General features: G+C 72.7%; 15 protein-coding genes. 10 read left to right on the top strand and 5 right to left on the bottom strand.

Annotated elements, in window-relative coordinates; translation table 11 throughout:
* The first annotated feature begins 67 nt into the window (after positions 1–67).
* Entirely contained in the window at positions 68–847 is a 780-nt protein-coding gene (locus ACIRQH_RS05845; RefSeq protein ID WP_388931735.1) for an SDR family NAD(P)-dependent oxidoreductase, read from the top strand.
* A gap of 42 nt (positions 848–889) precedes the next feature.
* Here ACIRQH_RS05845 and ACIRQH_RS05840 read toward each other — a convergent pair whose 3' ends face one another.
* Entirely contained in the window at positions 890–1891 is a 1002-nt protein-coding gene (locus ACIRQH_RS05840; protein ID WP_404224386.1) for a 4,5-dihydroxyphthalate decarboxylase, read from the bottom strand.
* A 128-nt stretch (positions 1892–2019) separates the two neighbouring features.
* Between ACIRQH_RS05840 and ACIRQH_RS05835 the strand changes: the two genes are divergently transcribed.
* Complete coding sequence (locus ACIRQH_RS05835; RefSeq protein ID WP_388870937.1) at positions 2020–2661, top strand: TetR/AcrR family transcriptional regulator; 642 nt, start codon at positions 2020–2022, stop codon at positions 2659–2661.
* Positions 2662–2671: 10 nt separating this feature from the next.
* On the opposite strand, the gene ACIRQH_RS05830 is transcribed toward ACIRQH_RS05835, so the two are convergent.
* Entirely contained in the window at positions 2672–3562 is an 891-nt protein-coding gene (locus ACIRQH_RS05830; protein WP_388931730.1) for a LysR family transcriptional regulator, read from the bottom strand.
* Positions 3563–3682: 120 nt separating this feature from the next.
* Between ACIRQH_RS05830 and ACIRQH_RS05825 the strand changes: the two genes are divergently transcribed.
* The 5 genes from ACIRQH_RS05825 to ACIRQH_RS05805 all read left to right on the top strand — a co-directional run bounded on the left by ACIRQH_RS05825 (position 3683) and on the right by ACIRQH_RS05805 (position 9183).
* On the top strand, positions 3683–4354 hold the full coding sequence (locus tag ACIRQH_RS05825; protein WP_358819822.1) for a succinate dehydrogenase: 672 nt from the start codon (positions 3683–3685) through the stop codon (positions 4352–4354).
* 1 nt (position 4355) lies between these two features.
* Entirely contained in the window at positions 4356–6305 is a 1950-nt protein-coding gene (locus tag ACIRQH_RS05820; protein WP_358819777.1) for a fumarate reductase/succinate dehydrogenase flavoprotein subunit, read from the top strand.
* A complete protein-coding gene (locus tag ACIRQH_RS05815; protein ID WP_164371265.1) occupies positions 6302–7051 on the top strand; it encodes a succinate dehydrogenase/fumarate reductase iron-sulfur subunit in 750 nt (249 codons plus the stop codon). The genes ACIRQH_RS05820 and ACIRQH_RS05815 overlap by 4 nt, the downstream gene beginning before the upstream one ends.
* Positions 7052–7336: 285 nt before the next feature.
* Positions 7337–8107 carry a GNAT family N-acetyltransferase gene (locus ACIRQH_RS05810; protein WP_388931727.1) on the top strand — a complete coding sequence of 257 codons (771 nt, stop codon included), beginning with the start codon at positions 7337–7339 and terminating at the stop codon, positions 8105–8107.
* Entirely contained in the window at positions 8107–9183 is a 1077-nt protein-coding gene (locus ACIRQH_RS05805) for a 1-acyl-sn-glycerol-3-phosphate acyltransferase (protein ID WP_404224557.1), read from the top strand. Before ACIRQH_RS05810 ends, ACIRQH_RS05805 begins: the two co-directional genes overlap by 1 nt.
* Positions 9184–9307: 124 nt before the next feature.
* On the opposite strand, the gene ACIRQH_RS05800 is transcribed toward ACIRQH_RS05805, so the two are convergent.
* From ACIRQH_RS05800 to ACIRQH_RS05790, 3 genes are all read right to left on the bottom strand, one after another.
* Positions 9308–11665, bottom strand: a complete 2358-nt coding sequence (locus tag ACIRQH_RS05800; protein WP_404224383.1) for an ATP-binding cassette domain-containing protein — start codon at positions 11663–11665, stop codon at positions 9308–9310.
* An 89-nt stretch (positions 11666–11754) separates the two neighbouring features.
* Positions 11755–12804, bottom strand: a complete 1050-nt coding sequence (locus ACIRQH_RS05795) for an LLM class flavin-dependent oxidoreductase (RefSeq protein WP_388931721.1) — start codon at positions 12802–12804, stop codon at positions 11755–11757.
* Positions 12805–12918: 114 nt separating this feature from the next.
* Positions 12919–13419, bottom strand: a complete 501-nt coding sequence (locus tag ACIRQH_RS05790) for a methylated-DNA--[protein]-cysteine S-methyltransferase (RefSeq protein ID WP_388870920.1) — start codon at positions 13417–13419, stop codon at positions 12919–12921.
* A 266-nt stretch (positions 13420–13685) separates the two neighbouring features.
* Here ACIRQH_RS05790 and ACIRQH_RS05785 point away from each other — a divergent pair, with 266 nt between their 5' ends.
* From ACIRQH_RS05785 to ACIRQH_RS05775, 3 genes are all read left to right on the top strand, one after another.
* A complete protein-coding gene (locus ACIRQH_RS05785; protein WP_358819773.1) occupies positions 13686–14459 on the top strand; it encodes a nuclear transport factor 2 family protein in 774 nt (257 codons plus the stop codon).
* Between the two features lie 78 nt (positions 14460–14537).
* Positions 14538–15506, top strand: coding sequence for an aldo/keto reductase (locus tag ACIRQH_RS05780; RefSeq protein ID WP_404224555.1), 969 nt, complete (start codon positions 14538–14540; stop codon positions 15504–15506).
* 416 nt (positions 15507–15922) lie between these two features.
* Positions 15923–17830 (top strand): ricin-type beta-trefoil lectin domain protein, encoded by a 1908-nt coding sequence (locus tag ACIRQH_RS05775; RefSeq protein WP_404224380.1) that lies wholly within the window; start codon positions 15923–15925, stop codon positions 17828–17830.
* The last annotated feature ends 21 nt before the right edge of the window (positions 17831–17851 follow it).

Genomic DNA, 17851 nt, shown 5'->3' with positions numbered 1-17851 from the left:
AGATCACGCCGCGTCGCCGTGTCGGGCGTCGACAGGACGCGCGTCCCAAGAGATGGAGCTGAGAGCCATGAGCACGGAACTCCAGGGCAGGACGGCCGTCGTCACGGGCGCCAGCAAAGGCATCGGGCTCGCCGTCGCCGAGGCGCTGGCCGGCGCGGGCGCGAAGGTGGTCGCGGGGTCGCGCGGCAGATCTCCCGGCCTGGACGCGCTGGCCAAGGAGGGCGACGTCACCTGGGTGGGTGTCGACCTCGCCGAGCCCGACGCGGCCGCGCGGCTCGTCGACGCGGCGGGCGGACGGATCGACGTCCTGGTCAACAACGTGGGCACGGCCCCGGCGCGGACCGGCGGCTTCCTGTCGGTCACCGACGAGGAGTGGCGCCGTACGGTCGACCTCAACCTGCTGACCGCCGTACGGGTCACCCGTGCCGCCCTGCCGGTGATGCTCGCCGCGGGCCGGGGCTCCATCGTGACGGTCGGCTCGGTCAACGCGACCCTGCCCGACCCACTGGTGATCGACTACAGCGCGGGCAAGGCCGCCCTGGTCGCGTTCTCCAAGGCGCTGTCGAAGGAGGTCGGCCCCCAGGGCATCCGGGTCAACACGGTCAGCCCGGGTCCGGTGGAGACCGAGCTGTGGCTGGGTGGCGGCGGGGTGGCGGCGACGGTGTCGGCCGCCGCGGGGCTCACTCCCGAGGAGGTGGTCGCCCAGGCGTCCGGCGCCACCGTGACCGGCCGCTTCTCCAAGCCGTCCGAGGTCGCGGATCTGGTGCTCTTCCTCGCCGGTGACCGCGCGGGCAACATCACCGGCAGTGACTTCCTGATCGACGGCGGATTCATCCCCACCTGGTGACGCCACCCCGTCCGGCCAGGTGACGCCGGGCGGGCAGTGCCCTCAGGTCGTGAGGAGATCGGGTGCGAAGACCTCCTCACACGTCAACAACCGCCGGGTGAGGCCCTGTTCGTGGTGGTAGCGCAGGAAGGTGTCGATGGCGGTCCGGTTGGCCGTGACGCCGTAGGGCCACGCGTCGTCGCCGAACAGGCTCCGGTTCTCCTCGTACAGATCGCCGAACCACGGCGCCATGACCGTCATGTGGTTGAAGGCGCGAGCCTGCCGGTAGCGCTCCGTCGTGACCTTCTTGGCCTCGTCGAAGGCCCGGTAGAGCGCCCGCGCCAGACCGGGATGCCGGTCCAAGAGTTCCCGGCGGACGACGACGGTGTGCATCATCGGGAAGATGCCGGTCCGCCGGTAGTACGCGGTCTCGACGCTGCGGTACTCCGGGAACAGACGGGCGATGCGGGGCGTGCCGTCGAGCGCGCACCGGGGGACGTCGGCCGAGATCAGCGCGTCGATCTCACCGGCCGCGAGCATCGGTCCCAGGGCCTTGCCGGCCGGCGCCCGGGTCACCTCGACGCCCTCCGGATGCCGCTGCGGGACGAAGTCGAAGGGGTCCATCGGCCAGTCGAACCCGCCGACGACCCAGCGGCTCCGCTCGGGCGAGAACCCGTACTCGTCCGACAGGATGCCCTTGGCCCAGAACCCTGCGTCGTGGCCGTAGAGGGCGAACTCGCCGATGGTCCTGCCCGCGAGGTCGGCGGGCTTCTCGATGCCGCTCGCGGTGTTGACGAAGATCGCGGAGTGCCGGAACTGCCGGTTCGGGAAGACCGGGATCGCGACGAACCGCGGATCGTCGAGCTCCAGCGTCCGCAGATAGAACGTCAGCCCCAGTTCCGCGACGTCGAACTCCTCGTGGCGCACCATGCGTTCGAAGATGTCCGAGACGAGCGGGGTGCTCTCGTGGGTCACGCGGGCGCCGTCGACCGTGACGGTGCCGTCGGCCAGTGCGCGGGTGTGTTCGTACGGGAGGGTGGCGATCCTCAGCTCGATGTCCTTCATACGGGTCTCCCATCTCGTACCCCGTTACGTGAATGGTCATTTACTATGGTTGCGCTCGCTGTCGCGAGTGTCAAGGTGAATGAGCGTTTACTTAAGCGTTTCCGGGTCGCCCGGAGGAAGGGGCCGAGATGCCGCGTATCACCGAGGAACGCCGTGCGGCGCGGCGCGCCGAGATCGTCGGCGCCGCCCGGCGCTGCTTCTCGCGCGACGGTTTCCACCAGACCTCCATGCCCGACATCGCGGCCGAGGCGGGCGTCTCGCCGGGCGCCTCCTACCGCTACTTCGCGGGGAAGGAGGAGATCGTCGTGGAGATCGCGGGACAGGCCTTCCGGGCCATGTTCGCGCCCGTCGAGGCACTCCTCGCCGAGGGCCGTCCGCTGTCCGTGTCCGACCTGGTCGCGAGCGCGGTCGACGCCGTCGGCGGCGAGACGGTCCGGGACGAGGCAGGTCACGAGGTCCCGGTCGGGGAACTGCTCCGCTGCGGGGTCCAGGCCTGGGGCGAACTGCTGCGCAACGAGGGGCTGCGGCAGCACGCCCAGGACGGGTTCGACCAGGTGCGGGCCCGGATGGCCGTGGCGCTGCGCGGCGGCCAGGCGGCCGGGACCGTGCCGGCCGGGCTCGACCCGGACCGGGGGACCCGGGTCGTGATGGCCCTGCTGCACGGCTTCGTGCTCCAGCGCACCGCCTTCGGCCTCACGGACACCGCCGGCTTCGTCGAGGACGTCCGCGGATTCCTCGGCGGTCCCGGGCCCGCGCGGTCGGCGGACTGACCCGGAGCGGTCAGCGTTCCAGCAGCATCCGCTGGAGTTCCCGGGCGGCCCGGGGCGGCGCCACGTCACTGCGGTGGGCCAGTGCGATCGTCCGGTGCAGGCCCGGCCTGGCCAGCGGTGTCACCCGCAGTCCCCGCCCGGACCGGGTGGCGACCATCCGCGGCACGACGGCCACGCCGAGGCCGGCCCGGACGAAGCCGAGGACGGCGTCCATCTCGCCGCCCTCGACCGCGAAGTCCGGCTCGAACCCCTCGGCGCGACAGGCGGCGACGGTCAGGTCGCGCAGGTCGTAGCCGTGCCGGAACATCACCAGGCGCTCACCCTCCAGATCGGCGACGCGCACCGTCCGGTGACCGCCGCCGCGCCCCGGCGCCGGGGCCTCCGGAGACGACACCACCACCAGGTCCTCGCGCAGCAGCTCCACCGTGGTCAGCGCGGGGGAAGGCGTCGGGAGCGGCAGCACGACCAGGGCCAGATCCAGCGCGCCGCGCGCCAGTTCCCGTACGAGATCGTGCGAGCCGCTCTCCTCGATCAGCAGGCTGATGCCGGGATAGCGGTCGTGGAAGGCGCGCAGCACGTCCGGCAGGAGTCCCGTGCACAGGCTCGGCGTCGCGCCGAGCCGCACCCGCCCGCCGCGCAGCTGCGCCAGCTCCTGCACCTCGTGGCGTGCCGTGTCAGCGTCGGCGAGGATCCGCCGGGCCAGCGGCAGCAGCGCCTCACCCGCGTCGGTGAGTGTGATGTTCCCGCGCGCCCGTAGGAACAGATCCGCGCCCAACTCCCGCTCCAGCGCCTTGATCTGCTGGGACAGGGAGGGCTGCGCGACATGCGTCAGCTCGGCGGCCCGGGTGAAGTGCCGGGTCTCCGCGACGGCCACGAAGTACTGGAGCTGCTGGAACTGCATCCCCTCACGATAGCTCCTGCCTATGGAAACGAGCTGGTCCATGTCTTGGACTGATCGGTTCCGTGCGGCCTAACGTCTTGACCCATGGCTCTGGCAACGCGGACGGACCGACGGCCGTCCATGGCGCGCACCGTGTGGGACAGCTCCGTCGGCAAGAAGACCGTGATGGCTGTCAGCGGCCTGATCATGCTGCTCTACCTGGTCGCCCACATGATCGGGAACCTCAAGATCTACTTCGGCGCGGGCGAGTTCAACCACTACGCCCACTGGCTGCGCACGGTCGGCGAGCCGGTCATGCACTACGCATGGACGCTCTGGCTCGTCCGCGTGGTGCTGGTCGTCGCCGTCGTCGCGCACGCCGTCTCCGCCTACCAGCTCAGCCGCCGTGACATCAGGGCCCGCCCCGGCAAGTACGTCCACCGCAAGCCCCGGGCGAGCTATGCCACGCGCACCATGCGCTGGGGCGGGATCATCCTCGGCCTGTTCATCGTCTGGCACCTGCTCGACCTGACGACCGGCACCGTGCACTCCGGCGGCTTCCAGGAGGGCCACCCCTACCAGAACGTCGTGGACACCTTCTCCACCTGGTACGGCGACGTCATCTACATCGTCGCCATGCTCGCGCTCGGCCTGCACATCCGGCACGGCTTCTGGAGCGCCGCCCAGACCCTCGGCGCCGGCAGCCGCAGTCGCGACCGCGCCCTCAAAACCGTCGCCAACGTCCTCGCGCTGGTGCTCACGGCGGGTTTCCTCTCCGTACCCGTCGGTGTCATGACCGGAGTGGTGAGCTGACATGACCGCATACGCCGACTACCCGACCGGTGAGCCGCTCGCCGACACCAAGGCCCCCCGGGGACCCGTCACCGAGCGCTGGGACACCCGCCGCTTCGAGGCGAAGCTGGTCAACCCGGCCAACCGCCGCAAGCACACCGTGATCGTCGTCGGGACGGGGCTCGCGGGCGGCTCCGCCGGCGCGACCCTCGCCGAACAGGGGTACCACGTCGTCCAGTTCTGCTACCAGGACTCCCCGCGCCGGGCCCACTCGATCGCCGCCCAGGGCGGCATCAACGCGGCGAAGAACTACCGCAACGACGGCGACTCCGTCCACCGGCTGTTCTACGACACCGTCAAGGGCGGCGACTTCAGGGCGCGCGAGTCCAACGTCCACCGCCTGGCACAGATCTCGGTCGAGATCATCGACCAGTGCGTCGCCCAGGGCGTGCCCTTCGCACGCGAGTACGGCGGCCTGCTCGACACCCGCTCCTTCGGCGGCGTCCAGGTCTCCCGCACCTTCTACGCCCGCGGCCAGACCGGCCAGCAACTCCTGCTCGGGGCCTACCAGGCGCTGTCCCGGCAGATCGCCGCGGGCACCATCGAGATGCACGCGCGGACCGAGATGCTCGACCTGATCGTGGTCGACGGGAAGGCCCGCGGCATCGTCGCCCGCGACCTGGTCACCGGCCGGATCGATACGTACTACGCGGACGCCGTCGTCCTCGCCAGCGGCGGCTACGGCAACGTCTTCTACCTGTCGACGAACGCCATGAACTCCAACGCCACCGCCGTCTGGCGGGCCCACCGGCGCGGCGCCCACTTCGCCAACCCCTGCTTCACCCAGATCCACCCCACCTGCATCCCGCGCACCGGCGACCACCAGTCGAAGCTGACGCTGATGAGCGAGTCGCTGCGCAACGACGGCCGCATCTGGGTGCCGAAGGCGCACGGCGACACCCGCCCGCCCAACGAGATCCCCGAGGACGAGCGCGACTACTACCTGGAGCGCGTCTACCCCGCCTTCGGCAACCTCGTGCCCCGCGACATCGCCTCCCGCGCCGCGAAGAACGTCTGCGACGAGGGCAGGGGAGTGGGCCCCGGAGGCCAGGGCGTCTACCTCGACTTCGCCGACGCCGTCCGGCGGATGGGCCGGGCCCAGGTCGAGGAGAAGTACGGCAACCTCTTCGACATGTACGCCCGGATCACCGCCGAGGACCCGTACAGCGTGCCCATGCGGATCTACCCCGCCGTGCACTACACGATGGGCGGACTGTGGGTCGACTACGACCTCCAGACCACCGTCCCGGGCCTGTTCGCGATCGGCGAGGCCAACTTCTCCGACCACGGCGCCAACCGCCTCGGCGCGTCGGCCCTGATGCAGGGGCTCGCCGACGGCTACTTCGTGCTGCCCTCGACGATCAACGACTACCTCGCGCGCAACCCCCACAGCGGCGCGGTGACCGACGAACACCCCGCCGTGCAGGAGGTTCTGGCCGACACCGAGGACCGGCTGCGGCTCCTGCTCGCGGTCGACGGCGACCGCACCCCCGACTCCTTCCACCGCGAACTCGGCGAACTCATGTGGGAGTTCTGCGGCATGGCCCGCACCGAGACGGGGCTGCGCAAGGCCCTGGAACGCATCCCGCAGATCCGCGAGGAGTTCTGGCGGCGCATCAAGGTCCCCGGTGCGGGCGAGGAGTTCAACCAGTCGCTGGAGAAGGCCAACCGGATCGTCGACTACCTGGAACTCGCCGAGCTGATGTGCCTCGACGCGCTGCACCGCGCCGAGTCCTGCGGCGGGCACTTCCGCGAGGAGTCCCAGACCCCGGACGGTGAGGCGGCCCGCAGGGACGAGGAGTTCTCCTACGCCGCCGCCTGGGAGTTCACCGGCACCGGCACCGCGCCCGTCCTGCACAAGGAAGACCTCGTCTTCGAGTACGTCCACCCCACCCAGCGGAGCTACGCATGAAGCTCACCCTGCGCGTCTGGCGGCAGAAGAACGCCGACGCCGACGGAGCGATGTCCACGTACGAGGTGGACGGCATCTCGGCCGACATGTCCTTCCTGGAGATGCTCGACACCCTCAACGAGGAACTCATCCTCACGGGCGACGACCCCGTCGCCTTCGACCACGACTGCCGCGAGGGCATCTGCGGCGCGTGCAGCCTCGTCATCAACGGGGACGCGCACGGACCCGAGCGCACCACCACCTGCCAGCTGCACATGCGGTCCTTCCGGGACGGCGACACCATCGACATCGAACCCTGGCGGGCCGCCGCGTTCCCCGTCGTGAAGGACCTCGTCGTCGACCGGTCCGCCTTCGACCGCATCATCCAGGCCGGCGGCTACGTCACCGCCCCGACCGGTGCCGCACCGGAGGCCCACGCCACGGCGGTGCCCAAGCCCGACGCCGACTTCGCCTTCGAACACGCCGAGTGCATCGGCTGCGGTGCCTGCGTCGCGGCCTGCCCGAACGGCGCCGCGATGCTGTTCACCTCCGCCAAGGTCAACCATCTCAACGTGCTGCCGCAGGGCGCTCCCGAGCGCGAGACCCGGGTGCTCGACATGGTGGCGCAGATGGACGAGGAGGGGTTCGGCGGCTGCACCCTGGCCGGTGAGTGCGCGACCGCGTGCCCCAAGGGCATCCCGCTGTTCTCCATCACCGGAATGAACAAGGAGTGGCTCCGGGCCACCCGCAGAACAGGCAGGCGTTAGCCGCACAGTCGTTCGCCGTAGGGTGCGGACGGGCGGGACCGGGGGTGGTGCTCACACCCCGGTCCCGTCTCGCTTTCCCGGGACGCCCGGGCCCTTGCGCACGGCACCCCTGCCATTCAGCATCCTCACATCCGCCCTCCTGGCACAGGTCACGCGCACGCCAACCGGCATCGGAAGAACAGGAGCGCGCAGGCCGTACGGATCCGGTCTGCCTCCCCCCGAACTCTCGGCTCCGCCCGAGCGGGGGGACCCCTCCGCCGAACGGCCCGTGACCAGGAGAGTGCCATGACCGGCGTTTCCACCCTCGACAGCCCTGCCCAGCCCGTCACCCCCACCCGCTACACCGTCACCCTCGCCCGCGACGAGGCCGACGTCCGGGCCGCGCAGCGGCTGCGCCACGATGTCTTCGCCGGGGAGATGGGCGCTCTCCTGAACACCCCGGAGCCTGGCCTCGACATCGACGCCTTCGACGCCTACTGCGACCACCTGCTGGTCCGCGACACGGAGACCGGGCAGGTCGTCGGCACTTACCGGCTGCTGCCGCCCGAGCGCGCCGCGATCGCCGGCCGCCTCTACTCCGAGAGCGAGTTCGACCTCGGACCGCTGGCCGCGATCCGCCCCGGCCTGGTCGAGGTCGGCCGCTCCTGCGTCCACCCCGACCACCGCGACGGCGCCGTCATCGGCCTGATCTGGGCCGGCATAGCCCGGTACATGGTCGACGGCGGCCACGAGTGGCTCGCGGGCTGCTGCTCCGTCCCGCTCGCCGACGGCGGCACCCTCGCCGCGGGCACCTGGGACCGGGTGCGGCACAAGCACCTGGCCCCCGAGGAGTTCCGGATCCGCCCGCTGCGGCCCTGGAACCCCGAGGGCGTCACCCGGCCCGCCCGCACCGAACTGCCCCCGCTGTTGCGCGGCTATCTGCGCCTCGGCGCGTGGGTGTGCGGCGAGCCCGCCCTCGACGCGGACTTCGGCGTCGCCGACATGTACGTCCTGCTGTCGATGCGCCAGGTCAACCCGCGCTACCTCCGCCACTTCCTCTCCCTCGTCCCCGCGTGATGAGCACACCCCGCACGACCGCGACGCCCGCCGCGGTGGCGGGCAGGGCGGTCTCGCGAACCGGTCCGCCGGGCACCGCGGTGTCCCGCGCCGCCGGACTGCGCGTCTCGGCGCCGCTTCCGCCCGGTGCCGGTGTGGGTGTGGGTGACAGCCGTCCGCGTCCCGCCGAAGGGCCGGGCGTCGCCGCCCCGGCCGGAGGGCTCGACGGGGTCCCTGCGCCCCGGGGGCCGGTCGGGCGCCCGACCGCTGCGGCGGGCAGCGCATGGCTGCCCGGTGCGCCGTGCTCCCCGCACGGCTGCGTGCAGTCCGCGCGGCCCTGGGCGGGCGTGCCGCGTTCCGCGCTGCGGCTCGGCGTACTTCTCCTGGTGGTCCTCGTCGGAGTGCTCCTGACCCCGCTCGTCGGCCGTCTGCGCGCGGCCCGGCGCGACCGGTGGATCCGCCGCTGGTGCCTCGTCGTGGTGCGCGCGGCCGGAGTCCGTACGCGGATCACCGGGGCCGCTCCGCCCACCGGCGGGCTGCTGATCGTGGCCAACCACATCTCGTGGCTCGACATCCCGCTGCTCGCCGCCGTCCGCCCGGCGCGGATGCTCGCCAAGACCGAGGTGCGCGGCTGGCCCGTCGTCGGCGGGATCGCGGCACGGGGCGGCACCCTCTTCATCGACCGCGACCGGCTGCGCGCGCTGCCGGGCACGGTGGGGCGGATCGCGGAGGCCCTGCACGAAGGCGCGGCGGTCGTCGCGTTCCCGGAGGGCAGCACGTGGTGCGGCCGCGCCCAGGGCCGCTATCGCAGGGCCGTCTTCCAGGCCGCGCTGGACGCCGGAACACCGGTCCAGCCGGTGCGCGTGCGCTACCGGTTCGCGGACGGAACGGCGAGCACCACGCCCGCGTTCGTCGGCGAGGACGCGTTGTTGACCTCGCTCTGGCGGGTGGTGTCGGCCCGCGGACTGGTGGCCGAGGTCGACCTGCGGCCCACGCTCGCCCCCGACGGCCACGCGGACCGGCGCGCCCTGGCCGCCGCCGCGCAGGGAAGCCCACCCCGCACCGGTACCGGTCCGTCGTCGGAGGCCCATCCCTGAGGGCGGCCGTACGGCGGTTCGACCACGTGGCGCGGGCCGGTGTCCGGCAGCTTCCTCGGTAACCCGCCCCTGCCGGGCGGGTGTCGGCGCCCCGGCGGTCCGCCAGGGACAGGAGACGGGCGCCCTATTCGTCCTGCCCCAACGCGCGGGCGAGGTAGGGCGCCGTCCTGCTGTCCCTCGCGCCGGCCACCCGGGCGGGCGGGCCGGCGGCCACGATCCGGCCGCCCTCCTCGCCTCCGCCCGGGCCCAGGTCGATCACCCAGTCCGCGCCCGCCACGACGGCCATGTCGTGTTCGACGACCACGACGGTGTGCCCCGCGTCCACCAGCCCGTGCAACTGCCGCATCAGGACCTCGACATCGGCGGGGTGCAGCCCGGTCGTGGGCTCGTCCAGCAGGTAGAAGGTGTGTCCCCGGCGCACCCGCTGCAACTCGCTGGCCAGCTTGATGCGTTGCGCCTCACCGCCCGACAACTCCGTCGCGGGCTGCCCGAGTCGCAGATACCCGAGTCCCACGTCGAGCAGGGTCTCGAGGCTCCGCGACACGGCGGGGGTGTCGGTGTCGGCGAAGAACACGGCCGCGGCCTCGACGGTGAGGTCGAGGATCTGTGCGATGTTCCGTCCCCGGTACGCCACTTCGAGGGTCTCGGGGTTGTAGCGCGCGCCGCCGCAGTCCGGACAGGGGGTGTAGGTACTGGGCAGGAAGAGCAGCTCCACGCTGACGAAGCCCTCGCCCTGGCAGGTCTCGCAGCGGCCGCCGGCCACATTGAAGGAGAAGCGCCCCACGCCGTAGCCGCGCGCCCGCGCGTCCTCCGTGGCGGCGAACACCTTGCGTACGACGTCGAACAGCCCTGTGTACGTCGCCAGGTTCGAGCGGGGCGTACGGCCGATGGGTTTCTGGTCGACGCCGACGAGCCGGCCGACGCCCGCCAGCTCCTCCGTGACCTCGCCGATCAGCGTCGACTTCCCCGAGCCGGAGACGCCGGTGACGGCGGTGAGCACCCCGCGTGGGAACTCGGCGGTGACGTCCCGCAGGTTGTGCCGGGTGACGGGGCCCACCTTCACCTGGCCACGGGGTGCCCGCGCCGGACGGGCCGGAGCGGGGGTGCGGCCGAAGAGGAAACGCCCGGTCGCCGACTCCGCCACGGACTCCAGCCCGGCCACCGTACCGCTGTGCAGGATGAGCCCGCCGTGCTCGCCCGCCTGCGGTCCCACGTCGACCAGCCAGTCCGCGCCCCGCACGACGTCGAGGTTGTGCTCCACGACGAACACCGAGTTGCCCGCCGCCTTGAGCCGCTCCAGCACGGTGAGCAGCGCCTCGGTGTCCGCCGGGTGCAGACCGGCGGACGGCTCGTCGAGCACGTACACCACGCCGAACAGCCCGGACCGCAACTGCGTCGCCAGGCGCAGTCGTTGGAGTTCACCGGCCGAGAGGGTCGGGGTGGACCGGTCCAGGCTGAGGTAGCCGAGGCCGAGTTCGACCACCGGGGCGATCCGCGAGACGAGGTCCTCGGTCAGGACGCGGGCGGTCTCCGAGTCGGTCGTGAGGGACTGCGCGAGTTCGGTCAGCGGCAGCGAGGCCAGCTCGGCGACGGTCCGCCCCGCGACCGTCACCGCCAGCGACTCGGCGCGCAGCCTCCTGCCGCCGCACAGGGGACAGGGGGCGGCGGACAGGAACCGTTCGGCCTTGGCCCGGAGCGTGGGGCTCTTCGTGTCGGAGAAGGTCTTCAGGACGTAGCGCCGGGCGCTCATGTACGCGCCCTGGTAGGGGCGTTGGATACGCTCCGCGTCCCGCACCGGGTGCACGGTGACGACCGGCTGCTCCTCGGTGAACAGGATCCACTCCCGCTCCGCGGCGGGCAGTTCGCGCCAGGGCCGGTCCACGTCGTACCCGAGGGCGTCGAGGACGTCCCGCAGGTTCTTGCCCTGCCAGGCGCCCGGCCAGGCGGCGATCGCGCCCTCGCGGATCGACAGGGACGCGTCGGGGACGAGCAACTCCTCGCTCGTCCTGTGCACTTGACCGAGGCCGTGGCACTCGGGACAGGCGCCGGCCGCCGTGTTCGGTGAGAACGCGTCCGAGTCGAGCCGCTCGGCGCCCGCCGGATAGTCGCCGGCCCGCGAGAACAGCATCCGCAGCGAGTTGGACAGGTTGGTGACCGTCCCCACCGACGAGCGGGAGGTCGGCGCCGACCTGCGCTGCTGGAGCGACACCGCGGGCGGCAGCCCCGTGATCTCGGCGACCTTCGGCGCCCCGACCTGGTGGATCAGCCGCCGCGCGTACGGGGCCACCGACTCGAAGTACCGGCGCTGCGCCTCGGCGTACACCGTCCCGAACGCCAGCGACGACTTCCCGGACCCGGACACACCGGTGAACACCGCGAGCACGTCCCGCGGGATGTCGACGTCCACCCCCCGAAGGTTGTGCTCCCGGGCACCGCGGACGCGGACGTACGGGTCGTGCGGGCTGCCGTCGGGAAGGGGCATCGGCGGACTCCTGGGGCTGCCCGGTACCGGAGGCCTGAGGACCTTCGATGCCGGGCGTCGATCGGGGCGGGCGGGCAAACCCCACGATTCTAGGCGGGGGCCAGCCCCGCGACCCGGGCCAGCCTGCGGTAGGAGTCGAGGAGAGCCGCCCGGTCGTACGTGCTCGTGGTGACCAGCACCTCCTGGGCGCCGGTCTCCTTCAGGACCGTACGGAGTTCGTCGGCCACCTGCTCCTCCGTGCCCGCGATGTGGCCGGTCAGGCCGGACTCGTAGAAGCCGCGTTCCCTCGCCGTCATGGTGAGCGCCTCGACCCGCTCGGCGGGCGGCAGCGGCGGGAACGTGCCGTGGGTCCGGGCGTGCGCCATCGACCAGGCCTCCGGCAGCAGCAGCCGCCGGGCCTCCTCGGGGCTCGCGGCGACGGCGACCGTGCCGGAGATCACGACGTAGGGCCGCGGTGCCCAGGCGGACGGACGGAAGGTCTCGCGGTACTCGTCGATGCCGCGCCGCATCTTGTCCCGGTTCCGCAGGTCCCCGATGACCAGGGGCAGACCGGCCCGGGCGGCGATGGCGGCGCCCTCGCCGAGAGCCAGCACGAACGGCGGTACGGTCAGTCCCTCCGCGGGGCGGGCGTGCACCCCGGTCGGCGAGGTGCCGCGGAACCAGCCGAGAAGTTCGTCGAGCTGGGCCGCGTAGTCCTCGGACCCGGCGGCGTCCTTGTCGCGGCCGAGCGCCTTGCGCACACCGTCGGTGAAGCCGACGGAACGGCCGACCCCCATGTCGATCCGCCCCGGGAACAGCGACTCCAGGACACCGAACTGTTCCGCCACGACCAGCGGCCGGTGGTTGGGGAGCATCACGCCCCCGGTGCCGACCCGGAGGGTGCGGGTGGCGGCGGCGACCGCGGCGGCCAGCACGGTCGGCGCGGACCCGGCGACACCGGGTACACCGTGATGCTCGGCGACCCAGAACCGGTGGTATCCGAGCCGCTCCAGCTCACGCGCCAGCTCGACGCTGTCGCGCAGGGCCTCGGCCGGTGCGTGCCCCTCGCGGACGCGGGAGCGGTCGAGCACGGAGAAGCGCACGTCGTCGCCGCGTGGCCCCGCCTCCGAGGGGGAGTCGTGGCGTCGCTCGCTCCGCATGGCCGCTCCGGTCGCTCGTCACCCGTCGTCCCGGCGTCGCTCCGCCGGTTCCCAGCGCCGTCCATGATCCGCCCGGGCTCCCGGACCGGGCAAGGCGGCCCCGGGAGCCGTCGATCACACCGGCACGTTCTCCAGGTCCAGCAGCTGCCGCTTGCGCTCCAGACCCGCCGCGTACCCGGTGAGGGCCCCGTTCGCGCCGATCACCCGATGGCAGGGGCGGACGACCAGCAGCGGGTTCGCGCCGATCGCCGTACCGACGGCCCGGACAGCGGCCCTGGGCGCGCCGATCCGCGCGGTGATCTCCCCGTAGCTGAGCGTGGTGCCGTACGGGATGTCCTCCAGGGCCTTCCAGACGCGCTGCCGGAAGTCGGTGCCGCCGGGCACGTACTCGATGTCGAAGGAGGTCAGCGCGCCCTCGAAGTACGAACGGAGCTGTGCCGCGATCTCCCGGAAGGCGTCCGGGTCCTCGTGCCAGCCGTCCTGGACGACCGCCCCGTTCTTCTGGCCGGGCAGCGACAGCGCGGCCAGCGCGGTCCCGCCCTTCGCGGTGGGGGACTCGCGGCCCACCAGCAGCAGCGGGCCGAGCGGGCTGTCCATCGTCGTGTAGACCGTCATCGGTCCGGTTCCTTTCCCAGGTCCCAAGCTGTGTTCACCCCCAACAGTGCGCCTTGCCCGGCGCCGCGTCCGGCGGTATTCGGACATGGCGCTGCGCCGGGGGACGGCCCGTGCCCGCAGGCACACCCCGGGCACGCCACCGATTCCACGCGCTGAGGTCGCGCCCCGGCGTGTACGGGCCCACGATCGAAGACGACCGCCCCGCGATCGACGACGACCGCGGGGGAGACCACCGCACGACCACTCGGCACCGCCCAGGAGTCCCCATGGTCTGGATCCCGCAGATCGCCGATCTCGTCGACCGGATCGGCGCCGCCGACCTCGCCGAAGCGCTGCGCGACCCCGCGTCGGCCACCGTACCCGTCGCCCTCGACGACCCGGAGGCGGGCCGGATCAGCGGTGTGGCCGTCCTGGCCGCCTGGCTGGAGGTGCAGGACACCTGGCGGGCCGAGCACAAGGTCGACATCGAGGAGGTCGCCACCACGATCGGCGCGCGGCGGGCCGTGGGCGAGTGGATCGTGCACCTGGAGGGACCCGACGGCGAGCGCGCCGGAGTGCCCGTGGCGGTCGCCGTCGACCCCGCCTCCAAACTCCCGGTGCGCATCCACCACTCCCGTTGGCCCCTGCTCGGCCGGCACGTCGTGCGCCGCCCGATGCTGAGGCCCGACCCGGCCGTACACGCCTCCGGCGCGGTGGGCGCCTACACGGCGGCCCTCGACGCGGGCGACACCGCCGCGGCCGTCGCCGCGTTCGCGCCGGACGGCACCTTCCGCGGGCCCTCCGAGGAGACGTACCGCCACGCGGGGCCCGAGGAACTGACCGAGCTGTACGACGCCCTCTTCGCCGCCGGCGGCGGGATCCCGCTCAAACTGTGCACCGTGACCGAGGACGGCACCCGCACCGCCTTCGAGTACATCTGCGACCGCTGGGGCGACGCCGACCTGCCACCGCAGCCCGGACTCGCGGTCTGCGCGCGGGGCGGCGACGGCCTGATCGTGTCGGCCCGGATGTACGACGACGTGGAAGGGCCGGTCGAGTAGGCCTGCGATGCGCCCTCCGCGGGCAGGGAACAGTCCTCGGTTCTCCCCACCCCACCGCCAGGGAAAGCAGGAATGAGCATGCAGTACGTGAAGCTCGGTTCGACGGGTCTGGACGTGTCCCGGATCTGCCTGGGCTGCATGAGTTTCGGTCTCCCCGACCGCGGCACGCACGAGTGGACCCTCGACGAGGAGGCCTCGCGTCCGTTGATCCGCCAGGCGCTGGAGGCCGGAGTCACCTTCTTCGACACCGCGAACGTCTACTCGGACGGCACCAGCGAGGAGATCGTCGGCCGGGCGCTCGCCGAGTACGCGCGCCGCGACGAGATCGTCCTCGCCAGCAAGGTGAACGGCGCGATGCACGACGGCCCCAACGGGCGTGGCCTGTCCCGCAAGGCGATCATGACCGAGATCGACAACAGCCTGCGCCGCCTCGGCACCGACCACGTCGACCTCTACCAGATCCACCGCTTCGACCAGGCGACCCCCGTCGAGGAGACGATGGAGGCCCTGCACGACGTGGTGAAGGCGGGCAAGGCCCGCTACATCGGGGCGAGTTCGATGTACGCCTGGGAGTTCTCCAAGATGCAGTACACCGCCGTCCTGCACGGCTGGACGAAGTTCGTCTCCATGCAGAACCACTACAACCTCCTGTACCGCGAGGAGGAGCGCGAGATGCTGCCGCTCTGCGCCGACCAGGGCGTCGGCGTCCTGCCGTGGAGCCCGCTCGCCCGAGGCCGGCTCACCCGCGACTGGGACACCGCCACCGAACGCAGCCGCAACGACGGCTTCGGCAGGAAGCTGTACCAGGAGGGCGACCGCGAGGTCGTGGACGCCGTCGCACGCGTCGCGGCGGAGCGCGGGGTGCCGCGCGCCCGGATCGCGCTCGCCTGGCTGCTGCGCAAGAGCGCCGTCACCGCACCCGTCGTCGGAGCCACCAAGCCGTCGCACATCGACGACGCGGTCGCCGCGCTCGACGTGGAACTCACCGACAAGGAGACCGAGGAGCTCGAACAGCCCTACGCGCCCCGGGCGATCAGCGGCCACTGATCCGGTACCCGCCGGGGACATCTTCGGGAATCGGGCGCGCTCGAACGAGCGCGTGAGAGCGCTCCCATTGTGGCGAGACCGGGGCGATTCGCGAGTCCGCGGGATTCCGAATTGCATTTCGCGCGGGCCGGGCTGACATTTGGTCAATATCCCGGCCCCGCGCCCCATTAGGAGAATTCCGGGTTCACTTGTTCCGGGTCCCCGGCCTGTGCAAAGGTGGGGCTTGTCGGCGTGCGGACAATATTCGCCTGCCTGTGTGCGCGTACGGCGCGCCCGTTCCCCCTCGCCCCAGGGCCGCCCCAGGTGGTCGTTCGCGGCGCGGCCCCTCTCCAGGGCGGATCGTCCGGCCTCGCCGGGGGTCCGTATTTGCGTGAGCGGGAACTTGATGACGCGTTGTCTCGGAAGGAAAAGCGGACGTGAATGACGGAGTGCCGTCCTCTTCCCCCGACCATGGCCGGCTGCCCGAGGTCGTCCCGGACGCGCGGCTCGCCGCCGAGTTGAGGAAGAGCCCGGGAGGGACGCCCGCGAACCAACCCGTCGGAGAACTGCTCGACCGCCACTGGGAATCGGTCTTCGCCTATGCGCGGCTGTGCACCGTCGGCGTGGGCCCGGCCGGAATGCTCACCACGGCCTCCTTCACGCGGCTGTTCGGCGATTCCCTGCACCAGGGCGGGCCCACCGCCGCATGGCGTCCCCAACTGCTCGTCACCGTGCGGCGGATGGCCGGCGAGTGGCTCACGGACGAGCGGCGCGAACTGCTCGCGCCCGACCTCCTCGCCGACGTGGACCACACCGACCCGCAGACCGACCCGCTGCTGCCGCCGGAGGGCAGACGGCTGCTGGCCCGGGCCTTCCAGCGGCTGCCCGAAGCGGCCCGCTGCCTGCTGTGGCACGGCGAGACCGAGGGCGAGCGACTGGCCGTCCCCGCGGCCCTGTTGGGGCTGCCGGTGGCGGACGCCCCCGCCGAACTGCGGCGCGCCCGCGAGCGCCTGCGCGAGAGCTGTCTGGAGATCCACCGCGAACTCGCCCCCGAGGGGGAGTGCCGCCGCTACCACCGCATGCTGGACGTGTCCCTGCGGCGCGGCGGCGCCGACCTCGACCCCGACCTGCGCCTCCACATGACCCGATGTGGGCACTGCCGTTACGCGGCCGACCAGTTGAACCAGTTCAACGGCTCGCTCGCCGTCCCGCTCGCCGAAGCGGTCCTCGGGTGGGGCGCCCGCCCCTATGCGGCGTCGCGCCGGACACGGGCCACCGCCGCCCCCGCGGCGGACGCACCGGGGACCGGCCGGGGCGCCGAGGACCGGGCCGGCCGGTCCGGGCCCACGCCACGCACCGGGACCGGCTGGGGCACGGGATCCCAGGGAGCTGATCCCATCGTCGAGTTCGACCCCCGGGCCGACGCCGCACCTGCGCCCGGACCGCCCCCGCTCCCGGCCTTCCCGCCACGGTCCGCGCCGAGCACGACCGCCCGCCCCGAGGCCGGCGAGCCGTCACCGTCGCGCGCCGCCGGCGCCCGGTCCCGTCGACGCGCTCCGGCGCGAACCGGAGGGGAACGCCCTTCCCGCCGGAGCACGTCGCCCTCCGGCACCCGCGCGAAGCCGTCCCGCAGAGCCACGCCGCACAAGGGGGCCCGACGCGGCCCCAGCCGCCGGAACGTGACGCTCGCCGTGGTGACCGTGGGCGCGCTGATCCTGGTCCCGCTGGTGCTCTGGGCCGCCGGTGCCGGCTTCGACGGGCCGAGCGGCAAGGCGGACGGCGGCGGCTCCTCGGGAGCGCCACGTCCGCACACCGGCTCGACACCGTCCTGGACGGGCGCCGGCGGCCGGGCGGACGGCGCCGCGGGCGCCCTCCTGCGCAACACCGCGACCGGGCTGTGCGTCGGCATCGCCGGCACGGAGGCCGCGGACGGTGTGGAGACCCGGCTCACCCCGTGCGACGCGGACTCGGCGCGCACCTGGTCGTACGGCCGGGACGGACTGCTGCGCGACGCCGCCGAACCCGGTCTCTGTCTCGACTCGCAGCTGAGCTACTCGGTCCGGCTGGCACCCTGCGCGGGCGCGTCGGAACCGGGGGCGAAGAACGTCCGCTACGACCTCACCCCTCAGGGCAGGCTGGTGGCGCGCTGGAACAAGGACCTGGTCCTCGTGCCCGCGGCCGTCGAAGGGGAGTCGGCGCTCGTGCTCAAGACGCGCGACGACGACGAACCGGCCCAGCGCTGGACACTGGACACCGCCTCGCCCTCTCCCCGGACGCAACTCGTCAACTGGGGATCCCCCGCGGACGCGGCTCCCACGACCGCCATCCCGGGCCCGGGGAACTGAGGGGCCCGGGAGACACCGCCC

Origin of the sequence: Streptomyces sp. NPDC102279 (assembly GCF_044766365.1) — a bacterium.
Lineage (GTDB): Bacteria > Actinomycetota > Actinomycetes > Streptomycetales > Streptomycetaceae > Streptomyces.
The sequence above is the reverse complement of the archived record's forward strand: the minus strand, read 5'-3'. Positions and strand labels throughout refer to the sequence as shown.

Coding starts and splice junctions, on each gene's coding strand:
- ACIRQH_RS05845 (WP_388931735.1), top strand. CDS start 68: ATGAGCACGGAACTCCAGGGCAGGACGGCCGTCGTCACGGGCGCCAGC.
- ACIRQH_RS05840 (WP_404224386.1), bottom strand. CDS start 1,891: ATGAAGGACATCGAGCTGAGGATCGCCACCCTCCCGTACGAACACACC.
- ACIRQH_RS05835 (WP_388870937.1), top strand. CDS start 2,020: ATGCCGCGTATCACCGAGGAACGCCGTGCGGCGCGGCGCGCCGAGATC.
- ACIRQH_RS05830 (WP_388931730.1), bottom strand. CDS start 3,562: ATGCAGTTCCAGCAGCTCCAGTACTTCGTGGCCGTCGCGGAGACCCGG.
- ACIRQH_RS05825 (WP_358819822.1), top strand. CDS start 3,683: ATGGCGCGCACCGTGTGGGACAGCTCCGTCGGCAAGAAGACCGTGATG.
- ACIRQH_RS05820 (WP_358819777.1), top strand. CDS start 4,356: ATGACCGCATACGCCGACTACCCGACCGGTGAGCCGCTCGCCGACACC.
- ACIRQH_RS05815 (WP_164371265.1), top strand. CDS start 6,302: ATGAAGCTCACCCTGCGCGTCTGGCGGCAGAAGAACGCCGACGCCGAC.
- ACIRQH_RS05810 (WP_388931727.1), top strand. CDS start 7,337: ATGACCGGCGTTTCCACCCTCGACAGCCCTGCCCAGCCCGTCACCCCC.
- ACIRQH_RS05805 (WP_404224557.1), top strand. CDS start 8,107: ATGAGCACACCCCGCACGACCGCGACGCCCGCCGCGGTGGCGGGCAGG.
- ACIRQH_RS05800 (WP_404224383.1), bottom strand. CDS start 11,665: ATGCCCCTTCCCGACGGCAGCCCGCACGACCCGTACGTCCGCGTCCGC.
- ACIRQH_RS05795 (WP_388931721.1), bottom strand. CDS start 12,804: ATGCGGAGCGAGCGACGCCACGACTCCCCCTCGGAGGCGGGGCCACGC.
- ACIRQH_RS05790 (WP_388870920.1), bottom strand. CDS start 13,419: ATGACGGTCTACACGACGATGGACAGCCCGCTCGGCCCGCTGCTGCTG.
- ACIRQH_RS05785 (WP_358819773.1), top strand. CDS start 13,686: ATGGTCTGGATCCCGCAGATCGCCGATCTCGTCGACCGGATCGGCGCC.
- ACIRQH_RS05780 (WP_404224555.1), top strand. CDS start 14,538: ATGCAGTACGTGAAGCTCGGTTCGACGGGTCTGGACGTGTCCCGGATC.